This is a genomic window from Streptomyces sp. NPDC104814, assembly GCF_055583185.1.
Map to the genome: position 1 here is coordinate 710,017 of NZ_JBVJOL010000002.1, position 18,147 is coordinate 728,163.

The window sequence follows — 18,147 nt, forward strand, 5'->3', positions numbered from 1 at the left end:
CGTCTTCCGGACAGTCCGCACGCCCCGCGGCCGGACACCACGCGCCCCGGGCGGGAGGGGTCCCCGCGACCGCGCCCCCGCGCCGTATCACGGTGTGTATCAGCCATTGATACGGCCGCACGGCCCGCGGCACGGGTCTGAGAGAATTGAGCCCGTGATCTCCCGAATCGATCTGCGCGGCGACGCCCTTCCTGAGGGCCCCGCCCTGCGTGACCTGCTGCCCCGAGCCGACTTCGACGTTGCGGCCGCCCTGGAGAAGGTGCGTCCGATCTGCGAGGCCGTGCATCATCGTGGCGACGCGGCACTGATCGACTTCGCGGAGAAATTCGACGGCGTCCGGCTGGAACAGGTCAGGGTGCCGGCCGAGGCGCTCGCCAAGGCCCTCGACGAACTCGACCCGGCCGTGCGCGCGGCCCTGGAGGAGTCCATCCGCCGCGCCCGTCTCGTCCACCGCGAGCAGCGCCGCTCCACCCACACCACCCAGGTCGTGCCCGGCGGCACCGTGACCGAGAAGTGGGTGCCGGTCGACCGCGTCGGTCTGTACGCGCCCGGCGGCCGGTCCGTCTACCCGTCGTCCGTGGTCATGAACGTCGTCCCGGCCCAGGAGGCCGGCGTCGAGTCCATCGCGCTCGCCTCGCCGGCCCAGGCCGAGTTCGGCGGGCTGCCGCACCCGACGATCCTCGCCGCGTGCGCCCTGCTCGGCGTCGACGAGGTGTACGCCGCCGGTGGCGCCACCGCCGTGGCGATGTTCGCGCACGGCACCGAGTCCTGCCCGCCCGCCAACATGGTCACCGGCCCCGGCAACATCTGGGTCGCCGCCGCCAAGCGCTACTTCACCGGGAAGATCGGCATCGACGCCGAGGCCGGTCCGACCGAGATCGCGATCCTCGCGGACGCGACGGCCGACCCGGTGCACGTGGCCGCCGACCTGATCAGCCAGGCCGAGCACGACCCGCTGGCCGCGGCCGTCCTGGTCACCGACTCCCCGGAGCTGGCCGACGCGGTCGAGCGCGAGCTGGAGCCGCAGGTGAAGGCCACCAAGCACATCGACGACCGGATCGTGCCCGCCCTGAAGGGCCGGCAGTCCGCGATCGTGCTGGTCGACGGCGTCGACGAGGGCCTGAAGGTGGTCGACGCCTACGGCGCCGAGCACCTGGAGATCCAGACCGCCGACGCCGCCGCGGTCGCCGACCGGGTGAGGAACGCCGGCGCGATCTTCATCGGCCCCTGGGCGCCCGTCTCGCTGGGCGACTACGCGGCCGGGTCCAACCACGTCCTGCCCACCGGCGGCTGCGCCTGCCACTCGTCGGGCCTGTCCGTCCAGTCCTTCCTGCGTGGCATCCACATCGTCGACTACACGCGGGACGCGCTGGCCGAGGTCGCGCACCACGTGGTGACGCTGGCGGAGGCGGAGGACCTGCCCGCGCACGGCGCGGCGATCAAGGCGAGGTTCGACTGGAAGGTGCCGGAGAGCAAGTGAACGTCCGGATCGACGATCTCCCCGTACGGGACGAGCTGCGCGGCAAGTCCCCCTACGGCGCGCCCCAGCTGGACGTCCCCGTACGGCTGAACACCAACGAGAACCCCTACCCGCTGCCCGAGCCGCTGGTCGAGCGGATCGCCGAGCGGGTCCGTGAGGCGGCCCGCACCCTCAACCGCTACCCGGACCGCGACGCCGTCGAGCTGCGCACCGAGCTGGCCGCGTATCTGACGCGTACCTCGGGCCACGAGGTGGGCCTGAGCCAGGTGTGGGCGGCCAACGGCTCCAACGAGGTGATCCAGCAGCTGCTGCAGACCTTCGGCGGACCGGGGCGTACGGCGATCGGCTTCGAGCCGTCGTACTCGATGCACGCGCTCATCGCCCGCGGCACCGGCACGGGCTGGATCTCCGGCCCGCGCAACGAGGACTTCACGATCGACCTCGCGGCCGCCGAGAAGGCGATCGCCGAGAACCGGCCCGATGTCGTCTTCATCACCACCCCCAACAACCCCACGGGCACGGCGGTCCCGCCGGAGACCGTGATCGCGCTGTACGACGCCGCGCAGGCCGCCAAGCCGTCCATCGTGATCGCGGACGAGGCGTACATCGAGTTCAGCCACGGCGACTCGCTGCTGCCGCTGCTTCAGGGCCGCCCGCACCTGGTGATCTCCCGCACCATGTCGAAGGCGTTCGGCGCGGCCGGTCTGCGCCTCGGCTACCTGGCCGCCGACCCGGCGGTGGTGGACGCCGTCCAGCTGGTGCGGCTGCCGTACCACCTGTCCGCGGTCACCCAGGCGACCGCGCTGGCCGCGCTGGAGCACACCGACACCCTGCTCGGCTACGTCGAGCAGCTGAAGGCCGAACGGGACCGGCTGGTGAGCGAACTGCGGGCGATCGGCTACGAGGTGACCGCGTCGGACGCCAACTTCGTGCAGTTCGGCCGCTTCGACGACGCCCACGAGGTCTGGCAGAGGATCCTCGACCGGGGCGTCCTGGTCCGGGACAACGGCGTGCCGGGCTGGCTGCGGGTCACCGCCGGCACCCCGCAGGAGAACGACGCGTTCCTCGACGCGGTCCGTGAAGTGAAGAAGGAGTTCCAGGCATGAGCCGCGTTGGACGCATAGAGCGCACCACCAAGGAGACCTCGGTCCTCGTCGAGATCGACCTCGACGGCACCGGGAAGACCGACATCGCCACCGGCGTCGGCTTCTACGACCACATGCTCGACCAGCTCGGCCGGCACGGTCTGTTCGACCTCACCGTCAAGACCGACGGCGACCTGCACATCGACTCCCACCACACCATCGAGGACACCGCCCTCGCGCTGGGCGCCGCCTTCAAGCAGGCGCTCGGCGACAAGGTGGGCATCTACCGCTTCGGCAACTGCACGGTCCCGCTGGACGAGTCCCTCGCCCAGGTCACCGTGGACCTCTCCGGCCGCCCCTACCTGGTGCACACCGAGCCGGAGAACATGGCGCCGATGATCGGCGAGTACGACACCACGATGACCCGGCACATCCTGGAGTCCTTCGTGGCCCAGGCCCAGGTCGCGCTGCACGTGCACGTGCCCTACGGCCGCAACGCGCACCACATCGTGGAGTGCCAGTTCAAGGCGCTGGCCCGGGCCCTGCGCTACGCCTCCGAGCGCGACCCGCGCGCGGCGGGCATCCTCCCGTCCACGAAGGGTGCGCTGTAAAAGCGATGAACGGTCTGTCCACCGTCCTGATCGTCGTCGGTCTGTTCCTGATCGGCGGCATCATCTCCTTCGTCAAGCAGCAGATGCCGCGGAGCCTGATCGTGCTGCTGTCCGTCGGCGCGGCCATGTGCCTGGTCGCGGGTGTGATGCGGCTGGAGGTGTGGAGCTGATGAGCAGCCCGAAGAAGGTCGTCGTCTTCGACTACGGCTTCGGGAACGTGCGCTCCGCCGAGCGCGCCCTGGCACGCGCGGGTGCCGATGTCGAGATCACCCGTGACTACGACCGGGCCATGAACGCCGACGGCCTGCTCGTGCCGGGCGTCGGTGCCTTCGCCGCCTGCATGACGGGGCTCAAGGAGGCGCGCGGCCACTGGATCGTGGAGCGCCGGCTGGCCGGCGGCCGCCCGGTTATGGGCATCTGCGTCGGCATGCAGATCCTCTTCGCCCGGGGCATCGAGCACGGCGTGGAGGCCGACGGCCTGGACGAGTGGCCCGGCACGGTCGAGCCGCTCCAGGCCGACATCGTGCCCCACATGGGCTGGAACACCGTGGACGCCCCGGCCGGCTCGGAGCTGTTCGCCGGCCTGGACGCCGACGCCCGCTTCTACTTCGTGCACTCCTACGCCGTCCACGACTGGACGATGGAGACGCACCACACGGCGATGGAGGCCCCCAAGGTCACCTGGGCCACGCACGGCAAGCCGTTCGTGGCGGCCGTGGAGAACGGCGTCCTGTGGGCCACGCAGTTCCACCCCGAGAAGTCCGGCGACGCCGGAGCCCAGCTCCTCACCAACTGGATCGGAACACTGTGAGCAAGCTCGAACTCCTCCCCGCCGTCGACGTCCGCGACGGCCAGGCCGTCCGCCTGGTGCACGGCGAGTCCGGCACCGAGACCTCCTACGGCTCCCCGCTGGAGGCCGCCCTCGCCTGGCAGCGCTCCGGCGCCGAGTGGCTGCACCTGGTCGACCTGGACGCCGCCTTCGGCACCGGGGACAACCGCGAGCTGATCGCCGAGGTCGCGAAGGCCATGGACATCAAGGTGGAACTGTCCGGCGGCATCCGCGACGACGACACCCTGGCCGCCGCGCTGGCCACCGGCTGCACCCGCGTCAACCTGGGCACGGCGGCTCTGGAGACCCCGGAGTGGGTCGCCAAGGTCATCGCCGAGCACGGCGACAAGATCGCCGTCGGCCTCGACGTGCGCGGCACCACCCTGCGCGGCCGCGGCTGGACCCGTGACGGCGGTGACCTCTACGAGACGCTGGACCGCCTGAACAAGGAGGGCTGCGCCCGCTACGTCGTCACCGACATCGCCAAGGACGGCACGCTCCAGGGTCCGAACCTGGAGCTGCTGAAGAACGTCTGCGCGGCCACCGACCGCCCGGTCGTGGCCTCCGGCGGCGTGTCCTCGCTGGACGACCTGCGGGCCATCGCCGGCCTGGTACCTCTCGGTGTCGAGGGCGCCATCGTCGGGAAGGCGCTGTACGCGAAGGCGTTCACCCTGGAAGAGGCCTTGGAGGCTGTGTCGTCATGAGCGAAGCCGTACGGCGGGTGCAGAGCGGAAGTCCCTGGGAAGAGAGTTTCGGTTTCGCACGCGCCGTCGCGGCGGGCGACCGTGTGCTGGTGGGCGGGACGACGTCCTTCAAGGGCAGCGTGCTGTACGGCGAGGGGGACCCGTACGAGCAGGCGAAGGTGGCGTTCACCAGCGCGATCGAGGCGATCGGTGAGTTCGGGCTCGGCGTCGAGTCCGTGATCCGGACGCGGATGTACCTGACCCATGCGCGGGACCTGGACGCCGTCGGCCGGGCCCACAAGGAGCTGTTCGACTCCGTGCGCCCGGCTTCGACCCTGCTGGTCGTCCAGGGCTTCGTCGACCCGCGCATCCTGGTCGAAGTGGAACTAGAAGCACTCAGAGGAGCCGTGACCTGATGACCCTGGCGGTCCGAGTCATTCCCTGCCTGGACGTGGACAACGGCCGGGTCGTCAAGGGCGTCAACTTCCAGAACCTGCGCGACGCGGGCGACCCCGTCGAGATGGCCAAGGTCTACGACGCCGAGGGCGCCGACGAGCTGACCTTCCTGGACATCACCGCCTCCTCGGGTAACCGGGAGACGACGTACGACGTGGTGCGCCGCACCGCCGAGCAGGTGTTCATCCCGCTCACCGTCGGCGGCGGGGTGCGCACGGCCGAGGACGTGGACAAGCTGCTGCGGGCGGGCGCCGACAAGGTCGGCGTGAACACGGCCGCGATCGCCCGCCCCGAGCTGATCCGGGAGATCGCCGAGCGGTTCGGCCGGCAGGTGCTGGTGCTGTCGGTCGACGCGCGCCGCACGCAGAGCGGGTCCTTCGAGGTCACCACGCACGGCGGGCGGCGCGGCACCGGCATCGACGCCGTCGAGTGGGCGCACCGGGCGGCCGAGCTGGGCGCCGGCGAGATCCTGCTGAACTCCATGGACGCCGACGGCACCAAGGACGGCTACGACCTGGAGATGATCGCGGCCGTACGCAAGCACGTCACGATCCCGGTGATCGCCTCCGGCGGCGCCGGCAAGCTCGGCGACTTCACGCCGGCCGTCGAGGCGGGCGCGGACGCGGTGCTGGCGGCGTCGGTGTTCCACTTCGGCGACCTGCGCATCGGCGAGGTGAAGCAGACGCTGCGGGAGGCGGGGCACCCCGTCCGCTGACTCGATCGTCCTGGGCCCCGGCCGGTGCGGAACCGGCCGGGGCTCTCTCGTGGGCAGATGCGAAAGGAAAGTTGCGCAAAATAGATTGCGCAACTTTTCTTGCACATCTAGTCTCGAAGACATGCCGGACAGGGAGAGAGACCGCCGTATCCGGGACGTGGGCACGCTCAAGGCGCTCGCGCACCCCCTGCGCATGAAGCTGTACCGGGCGCTGACCATCGCCCGCACCGCCACCGCGTCCCAGCTCGCCGAGCAGGTCGATGAGGCCGTGTCACTGGTCAGCTACCACCTGCGCAAGCTCGCCGAGCACGGCCTGATCGAAGAGGCCGAGACACAGAGCGGCGACGCGCGTGAACGCTGGTGGCAGCCGTCCACGGACGGCGTCACCATCCGCGACGAGGACTTCCGCGACGCCCCCGAGAAGGCCGCCGCGCACACCGCCGCCAGCCGCCTCTTCTTCGAGCAGCGCGCCGACACCTACCGCCGCTTCCTCGACGAGCGCCCCCACTGGGGCGCCGCGTGGAACGCCGCCTCCGACTCCTCCGAGTGGCTGCTCAAGCTCACCCCGGAGGAACTGTCGCGGCTGTCCAAGGAGATGTACGACCTCGTGCGCAGGTACGAGGAGCTCGGCCGTGCCGCCGCCGACGCGGGCGACACGGAAGGCCGCGAGAACGTCGCGGTGCACACGTACGGCTTCCCCTTCCGCGCCTGAGATCCCGCGACCCGGGATCCCTCCCGAGAGGACGGTCCGCGTGACCACCACCCTCGCGTCACCCGCCCGCCCGGTCGGCAGACCCGCCCACCGCGACCCCAACGTCCTGCGCTGGCTCGGCGCCTACGCCTCCTCCGCGGTCGGGGACAACGTCTACTACATCGCCTTGTCCTGGGCGGCCGTGCAGAGCGGCACCCCCGCCCAGGCCGGGCTCGTCACGGCGGCCAGCGCGGTGCCGCGCGCCCTGCTGATGCTCGGCGGGGGAGTGGTGGCCGACCGCTACGGGCCGCGCCGGGTCGTCCTCGGCTCGACCGCCGCCCGCAGCGCCCTCGTCCTCGGCGCCGCCGTCCTGCTGCTCGCCACCAGCCCCGGCCTGTGGGCGCTCGGCGCGGTCGCCGTGCTCTTCGGCATCGTCGACGCCGTCTTCCTGCCCGCGGCCGGCGCGCTGCCCGCCCGGATCACCCCACGCGACCAGCTCACCCGCGTCCAGGGCATGCGGGGCATGGCCACCCGGCTCGCCAACGTCCTCGGCGGACCGCTCGGTGGCCTGGGCGTCGCCGTCGGCGGCACGGCCGGCGCCTTCGGCGTGGCGGCCCTGCTCGTCGGGGCCTCGCTGCCGCTGCTGCTGGGCGTACGGGTGGGTGCGCTGCCGCCCGACGAACGCCAGGACCGGCGGCCCGTGCTCACCGAACTGCGGGACGGGCTGCGGCACATCCGGCAGGACCCGGTGCTGCGCCCGCTGGTGATCGCCGCCGCCCTCAGCGACCTCGGCTTCGTCGGCCCCATGAACCTCGGTCTGACCGTCCTCGCCCAGCAGCGCGGCTGGGGCTCCGCCGGCATGGGCTGGGTCCTCGCCGGCTTCGGCACCGGCGCGGCGGCGGCCGCGCTGCTGATCACCTGGCGCGGCCGGATACCCCGTGCCCCGGTGGTGGCCGCGGTGACCAACCTGGTGGCGGCCCTCGCCATCGCCGCGCTCGCCCAGGTCCCGTCCGTCGCGGGGGCGGCCGGCGTGGCCGCGCTCATCGGCGTGACCGCCGGGCTCTCGGGTGCGCTGTGCGGGGCACTCGTCCAGGCCCGGGCCGGCGCGGCCTACCTCGGCCGGGTCATGTCCGTCAGCACGATCGTCGGCTTCGGTGTCGCACCGCTCACCTTCCCGCTGGTCGGCGGCGCCGTGACCCTGTGGGGCACCGGCCCGGTCTTCGCGGCCTGCGCGGCCGTCAGCGCCCTCGCCGGCCTCCTCGTCCTCCTCACCCGCACACTGCGCCACGCCGAACTCCCGTAGCGGAGCGGCCGCGCGGAGCGGCCGGCATACGGCCCAGCCGCGGAACCCCTGGGGGGACGCGGCACAGCGCCATCCCGCCGTGGCTTCCGGCGGCGCCGGGGCCGGAGCGGCCGGCATACGGCCCCGCCGCGGAACCCCCGGGCGGACGCCGCGCCGCGCCGACCTGCCTTGGCTTCCGGCGCGGCCGGGGCCGCCTGGGCCTTCCGGCGGCGCCAGAGCCGCATGGGCGTTTCGGTGGCGCCAGAGCCGCATGGGCGTTTCGGTGGCGCCAGAGCCGCCAAGGCCGCAGGGGCCTTCCGGTGGCGCCCATAGCCGCCAGAGCCGCCAGGGCCGCCGGGTCTGCCGATTGCGGATGCCGAGTCGTCGGCGGGGCATCCCTCAGGGTGCCCCGGCTGCCGTACTTCGCCGCCGGGCCGCCCTGTCGAGGAACCGCGGCACCGCACCCCTCACCGGGCCCCCGACTCCCTCGGAGCGGGCTAGGGCCCGTCGTTTGGATCATGCCGGCGTCGCGGGGTCTGGCACGCACTCCCCCTAGCTCTTCGAGCAGGGGGGACCCCCACCGCGTTGGCGCCCTCCTCCGCCTTGCAGCTGCACGCACCAGACCCCGCTCGGGTCGGCCCAGATGCGCCGAAGCTCCCGGCCGACCTGATCCAAACGACAGGCCCTAGATGCCCAGTTCCTTCGCCTCGTGGAGCTTGGCGATGGCGTCCTCCTCGCCGTCCAGCGCCACCTTCGCCGCGCTCTGCCGGCCGTACAGGAACAGCAGCAGCTCCGACGGCTCGCCCGTCACCGTGACCACCGGTGTGCCGCGGTGGGCGACCGCCGTCTGGCCGTCGGGGCGCCGCAGCACCAGGCCCGTCGGGACGCCGCGGCCCATCAGCCGGGCCGTGCGCTCCAGCCGGGACCACAGGGTGTCCTGGAACACCGGGTCCAGCTCGCGCGCCGACCAGTCCGGCTGGGCGCGGCGGACGTCCTCGGTGTGGACGTAGAACTCGACGGTGTTGGACGCCTCGTCGATCTGCTTCAGCTGAAACGGTGAGAACCGCGGCGGGCCGGTGCGGATGAGCTGGATCAGCTCCTCGTAGGGCTTGGCCGCGAACTCCTCCATCACCTTCTCCAGGCGGGACGCCAGCGGCTTGATCAGGATGCCCCCGGCGGCGTCCGGGCGTCGCTCGCGCACCACCACGTGCGCGGCGAGATCACGGGTCTGCCAGCCCTCGCACAGGGTCGGGGCGTCGGGACCGGCCGTTTCCAGGAGGTCGGCGAGCAGGAGTCGTTCACGCTTGGCGAAGGTCGACATGCCGTCAGCCTACGACCACCCTGTGGACACGGCACGGGCGTTGTCACCCCGGCGCGGCACAATGGCACCCATGACCAGCAGCAACCTCGACCCGGAGATCGCCGCGCGCCTCAAGCGCAGCCCCGACGGCCTCCTGCCCGCGATCGCCCAGCAGTACGACACCGGGGAGGTGCTCATGCTCGGCTGGATGGACGACGAGGCCCTGCACCGCACGCTCACCACCGGCCGCTGCACCTACTGGTCGCGCAGCCGCCAGGAGTACTGGGTCAAGGGGGACACCTCCGGGCACTTCCAGTGGGTGAAGTCCGTCGCCCTGGACTGCGACGCCGACACCGTGCTCGTGAAGGTCGACCAGGTCGGCGCCGCCTGCCACACCGGCGCGCGCACCTGCTTCGACACCGACGTGCTGCTCGCGGACGCCGGTTCTGGCGCAGCGGGCTCGGATCAGTAGGGTCGGCCGCCATGGACCTCGAGACGTTCCGCAAGCTGGCCACCGACCGCCGGGTCATCCCGGTCACCCGCAAGCTCCTCGCCGACGGCGACACCCCGGTCGCCCTCTACCGCAAGCTCGCCGCCGAACGCCCCGGCACCTTCCTGCTGGAGTCCGCGGAGAACGGCCGCTCCTGGTCCCGGTACTCCTTCGTGGGCGTGCGCAGTGCGGCCACCCTCACCGCCCGCGACGGGCAGGCGCACTGGCTCGGCACCCCGCCCGTCGGCGTGCCCACCGACGGCGACCCGCTGGCCGCGCTGCGCGCCACCCTGGAGGCGCTGCACACCCCGCGCGACCTCGCCCACGACCTGCACCTGCCGCCCTTCACCGGCGGCATGGTCGGCTACCTCGGCTACGACATCGTCCGCCGCCTGGAGAAGATCGGCCCCGGCGAGCGCGACGACCTGAAGCTGCCCGAGCTGACCATGCTCCTCACCAGCGACCTGGCCGTCATGGACCACTGGGAGGGCTCGGTCCTGCTGATCGCCAACGCGATCAACCACAACGACCAGGAGAGCGGCGTCGACGAGGCCTACGCCGACGCGGTCGCCCGTCTCGACGCCATGCAGGCGGACCTCTCCAGCGCCGTCGCCCAGCCGGCCGCCCAGCTGCCGCCCTCCGAGCTGCCCGAGTTCACCGCCCGCTGGGGCGGCACGGACTTCCAGGCCGCCGTGGAGGACGTCAAGGAGCGCATCCGGGCCGGCGAGGCCTTCCAGGTCGTCCCCTCGCAGCGCTTCGAGACGCCGTGCACGGCGAGCGCGCTGGACGTCTACCGGGTGCTGCGGGCCACCAACCCCTCGCCGTACATGTACCTGTTCCGCTTCGACGGCTTCGACGTCGTCGGCTCCTCGCCCGAGGCGCTGGTCAAGGTCGAGGACGGGCGGGCCATGGTCCACCCCATCGCCGGCACCCGGCACCGCGGCGCCACCCCGCAGGAGGACCAGGCCCTCGCGGACGAGCTGCTCGCCGACCCCAAGGAGCGCGCCGAGCACCTCATGCTCGTCGACCTCGGGCGCAACGACCTGGGCCGGGTCTGCGAACCGGGTTCGGTGGAGGTCGTCGACTTCATGTCCATCGAGCGGTACTCGCACGTGATGCACATCGTCTCCACGGTCACCGGCCGCGTCGCCCCCGGCCGTACCGCCTACGACGTGCTCACCGCCTGCTTCCCGGCCGGCACCCTCTCCGGCGCCCCCAAGCCGCGCGCCATGCAGATCATCGACGAACTGGAGCCGTCCCGGCGCGGTCTGTACGGCGGCTGTGTCGGCTACCTGGACTTCGCCGGCGACTCCGACACCGCCATCGCGATCCGCACCGCCCTGCTGCGCGACGGCACCGCCTACGTCCAGGCGGGCGCCGGCGTCGTCGCCGACTCCGACCCGGTCGCCGAGGACACCGAGTGCCGCAACAAGGCGGCGGCCGTCCTGCGCGCCGTGCACACGGCCAACCGGCTCGGCAGGTAGGCGCCGCCCACCGCGTGGGGCGCTTCTCACGGGACCCCGGGTGACGTATCGCCCGGGGTCCGGGCGATAGTGGAGTACGTGACAGCCGTACCTCACCCCCGTACCGAAGCCGCCCCCGCCCGGTCGGGCCGCCGCAGCCTCGCCCTCGCCCTGCTGTGCGGCGCGCTCGGCGCGGCCGTCGTACTGCTGTCCACCCGGCAGCGCTGGGCCGAGGGCACCGCGACGGTCGCGGGCGGCGCCTTCCCGCTCACCGCCAAGGGCAGCGACGTCACCGGCGTGCCCGCCGCGCTCGCCATAGTGGGCCTGGCCGCGCTCGTCGCCGTCTTCGCCGTGCGCCGCGCCGGCCGGCTGCTGGTGTCCGCCGTCCTCGCCCTGTCCGGCGCGGGGACCGTCGCCGCCGCCCTGGTCGGCGCGAGCGACAGCGCCGCCCTCGACGACAAGGCCGCGGCCGCCTCCGGCGACACCTCCGCCACCGTGGCCGCCCTCACCCACACGGCCTGGCCCTACGTCGCCGCCGTCGGCGGCGCGCTGATCCTGCTGACCGGCCTGCTCGCCCTGCGCTACGGCCGGCTGTGGCCCGCGATGTCCGGGCGCTACGAGCGCTCCGGCGCACCCCGCCCGCGCCGCGCCGCCCCGGCCGTCGACCCCGACCGCCCCGAGGACCTGTGGAAGGCCCTCGACCGCGGTGAGGACCCGACGGGCGCCGGCCCGGTCTGACCCGCTCCGACGGCCCACCCCGGCGCACGGCACGCGCGTGCGTACGGGACAATGGAGCTGAACACACCGTCCGTCACGGACACGTACGACTTACACGGCAACGAGGAGCTAGCAATGGCGGGCAGCAGCCACGGACACACCCCGGCCGCCTGGACCGGTGTCATCATCGCCTTCATCGGTTTCTGCGCCGCCGGCGCCTTCGTGGTGCTGGCCCAGCCGGTCGGTTTCTGGGTCAGCATGGGCGTCGTGTGCCTCGGCGGTGTCGTCGGCGGCATCATGCGCTCCATGGGCATGGGCGCCCCGAAGTCCGCGTCCGAGCCGCTGGTGATGGCCGACCAGCCCACGGCCAACCGCGAGGCCGCCGTCGCCAAGGGCTGAGCCACCGACCGGCCCCGCAGACGCCGTGAGGGGCGTCCCGGCACACACGCGTGCCGGGACGCCCCTCACGGCGTCCGCGGCCTTCGGGGAGCACAATGCGACACGTGAGACACGGACTCCTCCAGCGGCTGGCGGTGCCCGCCGCCGTCCTCGCCGCCGTCGCGGGCGCCTTCGCCTACGTCGGCGCCGTCGACCCCAACGAGCCCGGCCACTACCCCGCGTGCCCCCTGCTGCGCCTCACCGGCGTCTACTGCCCCGGCTGCGGCGGACTGCGCAGCGCGCACGCCGTCGTCCACGGCGACCTCATGGGCGCGCTGCACGACAACGCGCCGGCGGTCGTGGGCTATCTGGGCTTCGCGGTGCTGTGGACCGTCTGGGTGGTTCACGCGGTGCGCGGACGGCCCTTCCGGCCCGACCCGCGGCCGGCCCACCTGTGGACGCTGGGCGGGCTGCTGCTGGTCTTCACCGTTGTCCGGAACCTGCCGTTCGGCGGTTGGCTCCACCCTTGATCGATCACGGAATGTCCAGGTAGTGGGACCGCCGACGACCGGATGCGAAGTCATGGCCTTCGGGCGGATACCATCGCAGTGACCAATGGTTCCCCCCTGGTCGCTGGAACTGTCAACCGTCTGGAAGGGGGCCGCTCGCGTGAGTGTGCTCGACGAGATCATCGACGGAGTCCGTGCCGACCTCGCGGAGCGGCAGGCGCGCGTCAGCCTCGACGAGCTCAAGGAGCGCGCGGCGAAGGCCCCCGCGGCCAAGGACGGGGTGGCCGCGCTCAAGGGCGACGGCGTCAAGGTGATCTGCGAGGTCAAGCGCTCCAGCCCCTCCAAGGGCGCGCTGGCCGCGATCGCCGACCCGGCCGGCCTCGCCGCGGACTACGAGGCGGGTGGCGCGGCCGTCATCTCCGTCCTCACCGAGGAGCGCCGCTTCGGCGGCTCGCTGGCCGACCTGGAGGCCGTCCGCGCCCGTGTGGACATCCCGGTGCTGCGCAAGGACTTCATCGTCACGTCGTACCAGCTCTGGGAGGCCCGTGCCTACGGCGCCGACCTCGCCCTGCTGATCGTCGCCGCCCTGGAGCAGCCGGCCCTCGAGTCGCTGATCGAGCGTGCCGTCTCCATCGGCCTCACCCCGCTCGTCGAGGTGCACGACGAGGACGAGGTCGAGCGTGCCGTGGACGCCGGGGCCAAGATCATCGGCGTCAACGCGCGCAACCTCAAGACGCTGGAGGTCGACCGCGGCACGTTCGAGCGCGTCGCCCCGGAGATCCCCGACCACCTGGTGAAGATCGCCGAGTCCGGCGTCCGCGGCCCGCACGACCTGATCGCCTACGCCAACGCCGGCGCCGACGCCGTCCTCGTGGGCGAGTCCCTGGTCACCGGCAAGGACCCCAAGGCCGCGGTCGCCGACCTGGTCGCCGCGGGCGAACACCCGGCACTGCGCCACGGCCGCGGCTGACACCCCGCTAGGCTGGACGCGATGAGGACGACGACCGTGACCACCGTGGACCGGTACGCCCGCCTGGCGCGTGGCTGCCGTCCGCGGGGCTGCCGCGCGCCCGCGCGCCGCGTGCACGGCCGTCGAGTCCGCTACGTCATCGGTGACGAGCCCGGGCAGGTGAACGGCCGCCGATGGCAGCGCGCCCCAGAGGGGCGCGGGGAACTGCGCGACCAGCCATGTACGGCCTGAGGTCGTAGAAAACCCAAGCCCCCACGGCGATTAGTTGTTCAACGAAACTCACCGTGAGGTTTCCGCATGCCCAGCGACTTCTTCATCCCCGACCCCCAGGGTCAGGTCCCCGACTCCGCAGGCTACTTCGGAGCGTTCGGCGGCAAGTTCATCCCGGAGGCCCTCGTCGCCGCCGTGGACGAGGTGGCCGTCGAGTACGACAAGGCCAAGAACGACCCCGAGTTCGCCCGTGAGCTCGACGACCTGCTGGTGAACTACACCGGCCGTCCGTCGGCGCTCACCGAGGTGCCCCGCTTCGCCGAACACGCCGGCGGCGCGCGCGTCTTCCTCAAGCGCGAGGACCTCAACCACACCGGCTCGCACAAGATCAACAACGTGCTCGGCCAGGCGCTGCTCACCAAGCGCATGGGCAAGACCCGCGTGATCGCCGAGACCGGCGCCGGCCAGCACGGCGTCGCCACGGCCACCGCCTGCGCGCTGTTCGGCCTCGAGTGCACGATCTACATGGGTGAGATCGACACCCGCCGCCAGGCCCTCAACGTCGCCCGCATGCGCATGCTCGGCGCCGAGGTCGTGGCCGTGAAGTCCGGCAGCCGCACGCTGAAGGACGCCATCAACGAGGCGTTCCGCGACTGGGTCGCCAACGTCGACCGCACCCACTACCTGTTCGGCACGGTCGCCGGCCCCCACCCCTTCCCGGCGATGGTCCGCGACTTCCACCGCGTCATCGGCGTGGAGGCCCGCCGCCAGCTCCTTCAGCGGGCAGGCCGCCTGCCCGACGCCGCGATCGCCTGCGTCGGCGGCGGCTCCAACGCCATCGGACTCTTCCACGCCTTCATCCCCGACGAGGGCGTCCGTCTCATCGGCTGCGAGCCCGCCGGGCACGGCGTCGAGACCGGTGAGCACGCGGCCACGCTGACCGCGGGCGAGCCGGGCATCCTGCACGGTTCGCGCTCCTACGTCCTGCAGGACGAGGAGGGCCAGATCACCGAGCCGTACTCCATCTCCGCCGGTCTGGACTACCCCGGCATCGGCCCCGAGCACTCCTACCTCAAGGACTCCGGCCGCGGCGAGTACCGCGCGGTCACGGACGACGCCGCGATGCAGGCGCTGCGCCTGCTGTCGCGCACCGAGGGCATCATCCCGGCCATCGAGAGCGCCCACGCCCTCGCCGGCGCCCTGGAGGTCGGCCGGGAGCTAGGCAAGGACGGCCTGATCGTGGTCAACCTGTCCGGCCGCGGCGACAAGGACATGGACACCGCCGCCCGCTACTTCGGGCTGTACGACACCGACGCGGAGGTCGCTGCGAACGAGGCCGACACCGCGGAGATCGAGGGGGACGCCAAGTGAGCGGGAACATCCAGCTGCTGACCGACACCCTCGCCGCCGCCAAGGCCGAGGGCCGCTCCGCGCTCATCGCCTATCTGCCGGCCGGGTTCCCGACCGTGGACGGCGGCATCGAGGCGATCAAGGCCGTCTTCGACGGCGGCGCCGACATCGTCGAGGTGGGCCTGCCGCACAGCGACCCCGTGCTCGACGGCCCGGTCATCCAGACCGCCGACGACATCGCCCTGCGCGGCGGCGTGAAGATCGCCGACGTGATGCGCACGGTGCGCGAGGCGCACCGGGCCACCGGCAAGCCGGTCCTGGTCATGACCTACTGGAACCCCATCGACCGCTACGGCGTCGAGCGGTTCACCGCCGAGCTGGCCGAGGCGGGCGGCGCGGGCTGCATCCTGCCCGACCTGCCCGTGCAGGAGTCGGCGCTGTGGCGCGAGCACGCCGAGAAGCACGGACTCGCCACCGTGTTCGTGGTGGCGCCCAGCAGCAAGGACGCGCGCCTCGCGGAGATCACCGCGGCGGGCAGCGGCTTCGTGTACGCCGCCTCCCTCATGGGCGTCACCGGCACCCGTGAGTCGGTCGGCGCGCAGGCCCAGGACCTGGTCGGACGCACCCGTGCGACCGGCGCCGGCCTGCCCGTGTGCGTCGGCCTCGGCGTCTCCAACCGCGCCCAGGCCGCCGAGGTGGCCGGCTTCGCCGACGGCGTGATCGTCGGCTCGGCCTTCGTCAAGCGGATGCTGGACGCCCCGGACGAGGCGGCCGGCCTGGAGGCGGTGCGCGCCCTCGCCGGCGAGCTGGCGCTGGGCGTACGCGGACAGGCGTAAGGCATCCGCGCGCAGGCCCGGACGCAGGCGTAACAGACAGGGACATTTCGCATCGGTCACTCGAACGGGTGGACCTGGGACCGGGGAGGCGCAATGCGCCTCCCCGGTTCGTTCTGGGGGTGTGAGCGAGAAGAACCGTGACGGAAAGCGCACCGCCAGGGAGCGGCTGGCGGTCGAGCGCGAGAAGCAGAAAACCGCGGAGAAGCGCAGGCGCGCCCTGATCGTCGGGGCCAGCGTGGTGTGCGTGCTCGGCCTGGCGGCGGTGATCGGCGTCGTCGCCGCGAACGCGGGCAAGGACAAGGGCTCCGGCAAGGCGGGTCCCGTCGTCGCACCCTCGGGCGCGCAGGGCAAGGACGCCCTGGCCATCCCGGTCGGCAAGGACAGCGCCAAATCCACCCTCGTCGTCTGGGAGGACTTCCGCTGCCCGGCCTGCCAGGCCTTCGAGGCGGCCTACCGCCCCACGATCCACGAGCTCACCGGCGCCGGCCTGCTCAGAGGCGAGTACCACCTGGTCACCCTGATCGACGGCAACCTCGGCGGCAGCGGCTCCCGGCACGCCGCGAACGCCGCGGCCTGCGCCCAGGACGCGGGCAAGTTCACCGCGTACCACGACGTGCTGTACGCGAACCAGCCGAAGGAGACCGACGACGCCTATGCCCAGGACAGCAAGCTGATCGAGCTGGCCGGCAAGGTCCCCGGACTGGACACGCCCGCCTTCCGCTCCTGCGTGCAGGACGGCAAGCACAACAGCTGGGTGGCGAAGTCCCACCAGGCGTTCCAGAAGCAGGGCTTCCAGGGCACACCGACCGTGCTGCTCAACGGCAAGAACATCTACCAGGACCAGACGATGACCCCGGCGAAGCTGAAGCAGCTGGTGCAGGAGGCCGCCAAGGGCTGATTCCCGACCGGCGCCGGGGCCGCGCCCGGCGGTGTCTCACGGCGATTTCTCACGCCCCTGTTATGGACCCGTAGCCAGGCGGCTTGCCGTCGGCCCGGTCCGGCACGGTAGCGTCGACCTTGCCATGGAACTTGCCTTCATTCCCAGCCCGTCGCGCGGGGTGCTGTACCTCGGCCCCATCCCGCTGCGCGGCTACGCCTTCTGCATCATCATCGGCGTCTTCGTTGCCGTCTGGCTCGGCAACAAGCGCTGGATCGCCCGGGGCGGACGGGCCGGCACGGTCGCGGACATCGCGGTCTGGGCGGTGCCGTTCGGCCTGGTCGGCGGGCGCCTGTACCACGTGATCACGGACTACGAGCTGTACTTCAGCAAGGGCCGTGACTGGGTGGACGCCTTCAAGGTCTGGGAGGGCGGCCTCGGAATCTGGGGCGCGATCGCGCTGGGCGCGCTGGGCGCGTGGATCGGCTGCCGCCGCCGCGGCATCCCGATGCCGGCCTACGCCGACGCCGTCGCCCCCGGCATCGCCCTGGCCCAGGCGATCGGCCGCTGGGGCAACTGGTTCAACCAGGAGCTGTACGGCAAGCCGACCGACCTGCCCTGGGCGCTGAAGATCACCTCCTCGGCGGACGGGCGGGTGCCGGGCACCTACCACCCGACGTTCCTGTACGAGTCCCTGTGGTGCATCGGCGTCGCGCTGCTCGTCATCTGGGCCGACCGCCGCTTCAAGCTGGGCCACGGCCGGGCGTTCGCCCTGTACGTCGCCGCGTACTGCGTGGGCCGGTTCTGGACCGAGTACCTGCGCGTGGACGACGCCCACCACATCCTCGGCCTGCGGCTGAACAACTGGACGGCGCTGTTCGTCTTCCTGCTCGCCGTGCTCTACATGGTGCTGTCGGCGAAGAAGCGGCCGGGCCGCGAGGCGATCGTCGAACCGGGAGCGGACGCCGGCGACGACAGGACCGAGGGCGAGGCCGACGCCGCTGCGACCGAGTCCGGGGCCCCGTCCGACGCCGCCCCCGGGTCCGCGGCGGAGCCCGAGGAGAAGGCCCCGGTGGCCGACGGGGTGAAGGACGAGGCGAAGGACCAGGCGAAGGACGAGGCGGGGACCGCGACCAAGAAGTCGTGACACGTCACGCCGTACGACCGTGAGGGGCGCCCGGAGTCTGCCGGGCGCCCCTCGGCATGTCAGAGCAG

Annotated in this window: 22 protein-coding genes; 21 read left to right on the forward strand and 1 reads right to left on the reverse strand. The window is 72.4% G+C overall.

The window, feature by feature from the left end:
- Window positions 1-154: 154 nt before the first annotated feature.
- The 10 genes from hisD (at window position 155) to ACZ64A_RS11790 (ending at window position 7,853) form a co-directional block, all read left to right on the forward strand.
- A complete protein-coding gene (hisD, locus tag ACZ64A_RS11745) occupies window positions 155-1,480 on the forward strand; it encodes a histidinol dehydrogenase (protein WP_469809828.1) in 1,326 nt (441 codons plus the stop codon).
- Window positions 1,477-2,586: a histidinol-phosphate transaminase gene (locus tag ACZ64A_RS11750; RefSeq protein WP_469809829.1), complete on the forward strand. Its 1,110-nt coding sequence runs from the start codon at window positions 1,477-1,479 to the stop codon at window positions 2,584-2,586. Before hisD ends, ACZ64A_RS11750 begins: the two co-directional genes overlap by 4 nt.
- A complete protein-coding gene (gene hisB, locus ACZ64A_RS11755; protein WP_363269143.1) occupies window positions 2,583-3,176 on the forward strand; it encodes an imidazoleglycerol-phosphate dehydratase HisB in 594 nt (197 codons plus the stop codon). Before ACZ64A_RS11750 ends, hisB begins: the two co-directional genes overlap by 4 nt.
- A gap of 5 nt (window positions 3,177-3,181) precedes the next feature.
- A complete protein-coding gene (locus ACZ64A_RS11760) occupies window positions 3,182-3,346 on the forward strand; it encodes a hypothetical protein (RefSeq protein WP_469809831.1) in 165 nt (54 codons plus the stop codon).
- Window positions 3,346-3,987 (forward strand): imidazole glycerol phosphate synthase subunit HisH, encoded by a 642-nt coding sequence (gene hisH, locus ACZ64A_RS11765; RefSeq protein WP_469809832.1) that lies wholly within the window; start codon window positions 3,346-3,348, stop codon window positions 3,985-3,987. The genes ACZ64A_RS11760 and hisH overlap by 1 nt, the downstream gene beginning before the upstream one ends.
- The gene (gene priA / locus ACZ64A_RS11770; protein ID WP_469809834.1) at window positions 3,984-4,709 is read left to right on the forward strand and encodes a bifunctional 1-(5-phosphoribosyl)-5-((5-phosphoribosylamino)methylideneamino)imidazole-4-carboxamide isomerase/phosphoribosylanthranilate isomerase PriA; all 726 of its coding nucleotides are present in this window, start codon (window positions 3,984-3,986) and stop codon (window positions 4,707-4,709) included. Before hisH ends, priA begins: the two co-directional genes overlap by 4 nt.
- Window positions 4,706-5,104: a RidA family protein gene (locus ACZ64A_RS11775; protein WP_469809835.1), complete on the forward strand. Its 399-nt coding sequence runs from the start codon at window positions 4,706-4,708 to the stop codon at window positions 5,102-5,104. Before priA ends, ACZ64A_RS11775 begins: the two co-directional genes overlap by 4 nt.
- Window positions 5,104-5,859, forward strand: a complete 756-nt coding sequence (gene hisF / locus ACZ64A_RS11780; RefSeq protein ID WP_469809836.1) for an imidazole glycerol phosphate synthase subunit HisF — start codon at window positions 5,104-5,106, stop codon at window positions 5,857-5,859. The genes ACZ64A_RS11775 and hisF overlap by 1 nt, the downstream gene beginning before the upstream one ends.
- 121 nt (window positions 5,860-5,980) lie before the next feature.
- On the forward strand, window positions 5,981-6,571 hold the full coding sequence (locus ACZ64A_RS11785; RefSeq protein ID WP_469809838.1) for an ArsR/SmtB family transcription factor: 591 nt from the start codon (window positions 5,981-5,983) through the stop codon (window positions 6,569-6,571).
- 40 nt (window positions 6,572-6,611) lie between these two features.
- Window positions 6,612-7,853, forward strand: coding sequence for an MFS transporter (locus ACZ64A_RS11790; protein WP_469809839.1), 1,242 nt, complete (start codon window positions 6,612-6,614; stop codon window positions 7,851-7,853).
- Between the two features lie 664 nt (window positions 7,854-8,517).
- On the opposite strand, the gene ACZ64A_RS11795 is transcribed toward ACZ64A_RS11790, so the two are convergent.
- Complete coding sequence (locus ACZ64A_RS11795; RefSeq protein WP_469809840.1) at window positions 8,518-9,153, reverse strand: TIGR03085 family metal-binding protein; 636 nt, start codon at window positions 9,151-9,153, stop codon at window positions 8,518-8,520.
- A gap of 61 nt (window positions 9,154-9,214) precedes the next feature.
- On the opposite strand from ACZ64A_RS11795, the gene hisI reads away from it, so the two are divergent.
- The 11 genes from hisI to lgt all read left to right on the forward strand — a co-directional run bounded on the left by hisI (window position 9,215) and on the right by lgt (window position 18,079).
- The gene (gene hisI, locus ACZ64A_RS11800; protein ID WP_469809841.1) at window positions 9,215-9,604 is read left to right on the forward strand and encodes a phosphoribosyl-AMP cyclohydrolase; all 390 of its coding nucleotides are present in this window, start codon (window positions 9,215-9,217) and stop codon (window positions 9,602-9,604) included.
- A gap of 11 nt (window positions 9,605-9,615) precedes the next feature.
- Window positions 9,616-11,106, forward strand: a complete 1,491-nt coding sequence (locus ACZ64A_RS11805; protein WP_469809843.1) for an anthranilate synthase component I — start codon at window positions 9,616-9,618, stop codon at window positions 11,104-11,106.
- A 69-nt stretch (window positions 11,107-11,175) separates the two neighbouring features.
- Window positions 11,176-11,823, forward strand: coding sequence for a TIGR02234 family membrane protein (locus tag ACZ64A_RS11810; protein WP_469809844.1), 648 nt, complete (start codon window positions 11,176-11,178; stop codon window positions 11,821-11,823).
- Between the two features lie 114 nt (window positions 11,824-11,937).
- Window positions 11,938-12,201, forward strand: coding sequence for an HGxxPAAW family protein (locus tag ACZ64A_RS11815; RefSeq protein WP_469809845.1), 264 nt, complete (start codon window positions 11,938-11,940; stop codon window positions 12,199-12,201).
- Window positions 12,202-12,296: 95 nt separating this feature from the next.
- Entirely contained in the window at window positions 12,297-12,710 is a 414-nt protein-coding gene (locus ACZ64A_RS11820) for a DUF2752 domain-containing protein (protein ID WP_469809846.1), read from the forward strand.
- A gap of 139 nt (window positions 12,711-12,849) precedes the next feature.
- Window positions 12,850-13,659, forward strand: coding sequence for an indole-3-glycerol phosphate synthase TrpC (gene trpC / locus ACZ64A_RS11825; RefSeq protein WP_469809847.1), 810 nt, complete (start codon window positions 12,850-12,852; stop codon window positions 13,657-13,659).
- A 21-nt stretch (window positions 13,660-13,680) separates the two neighbouring features.
- A complete protein-coding gene (gene trpM, locus ACZ64A_RS11830) occupies window positions 13,681-13,890 on the forward strand; it encodes a tryptophan biosynthesis modulator TrpM (protein ID WP_469809849.1) in 210 nt (69 codons plus the stop codon).
- A 66-nt stretch (window positions 13,891-13,956) separates the two neighbouring features.
- Entirely contained in the window at window positions 13,957-15,240 is a 1,284-nt protein-coding gene (gene trpB / locus ACZ64A_RS11835) for a tryptophan synthase subunit beta (protein ID WP_469809850.1), read from the forward strand.
- Window positions 15,237-16,055 (forward strand): tryptophan synthase subunit alpha, encoded by an 819-nt coding sequence (gene trpA, locus ACZ64A_RS11840; RefSeq protein ID WP_469809852.1) that lies wholly within the window; start codon window positions 15,237-15,239, stop codon window positions 16,053-16,055. The genes trpB and trpA overlap by 4 nt, the downstream gene beginning before the upstream one ends.
- A 121-nt stretch (window positions 16,056-16,176) precedes the next feature.
- Window positions 16,177-16,953 carry a DsbA family protein gene (locus tag ACZ64A_RS11845; protein ID WP_469809853.1) on the forward strand — a complete coding sequence of 259 codons (777 nt, stop codon included), beginning with the start codon at window positions 16,177-16,179 and terminating at the stop codon, window positions 16,951-16,953.
- 124 nt (window positions 16,954-17,077) lie between these two features.
- The gene (gene lgt, locus ACZ64A_RS11850) at window positions 17,078-18,079 is read left to right on the forward strand and encodes a prolipoprotein diacylglyceryl transferase (protein WP_469809855.1); all 1,002 of its coding nucleotides are present in this window, start codon (window positions 17,078-17,080) and stop codon (window positions 18,077-18,079) included.
- Window positions 18,080-18,147 lie beyond the last annotated feature (68 nt).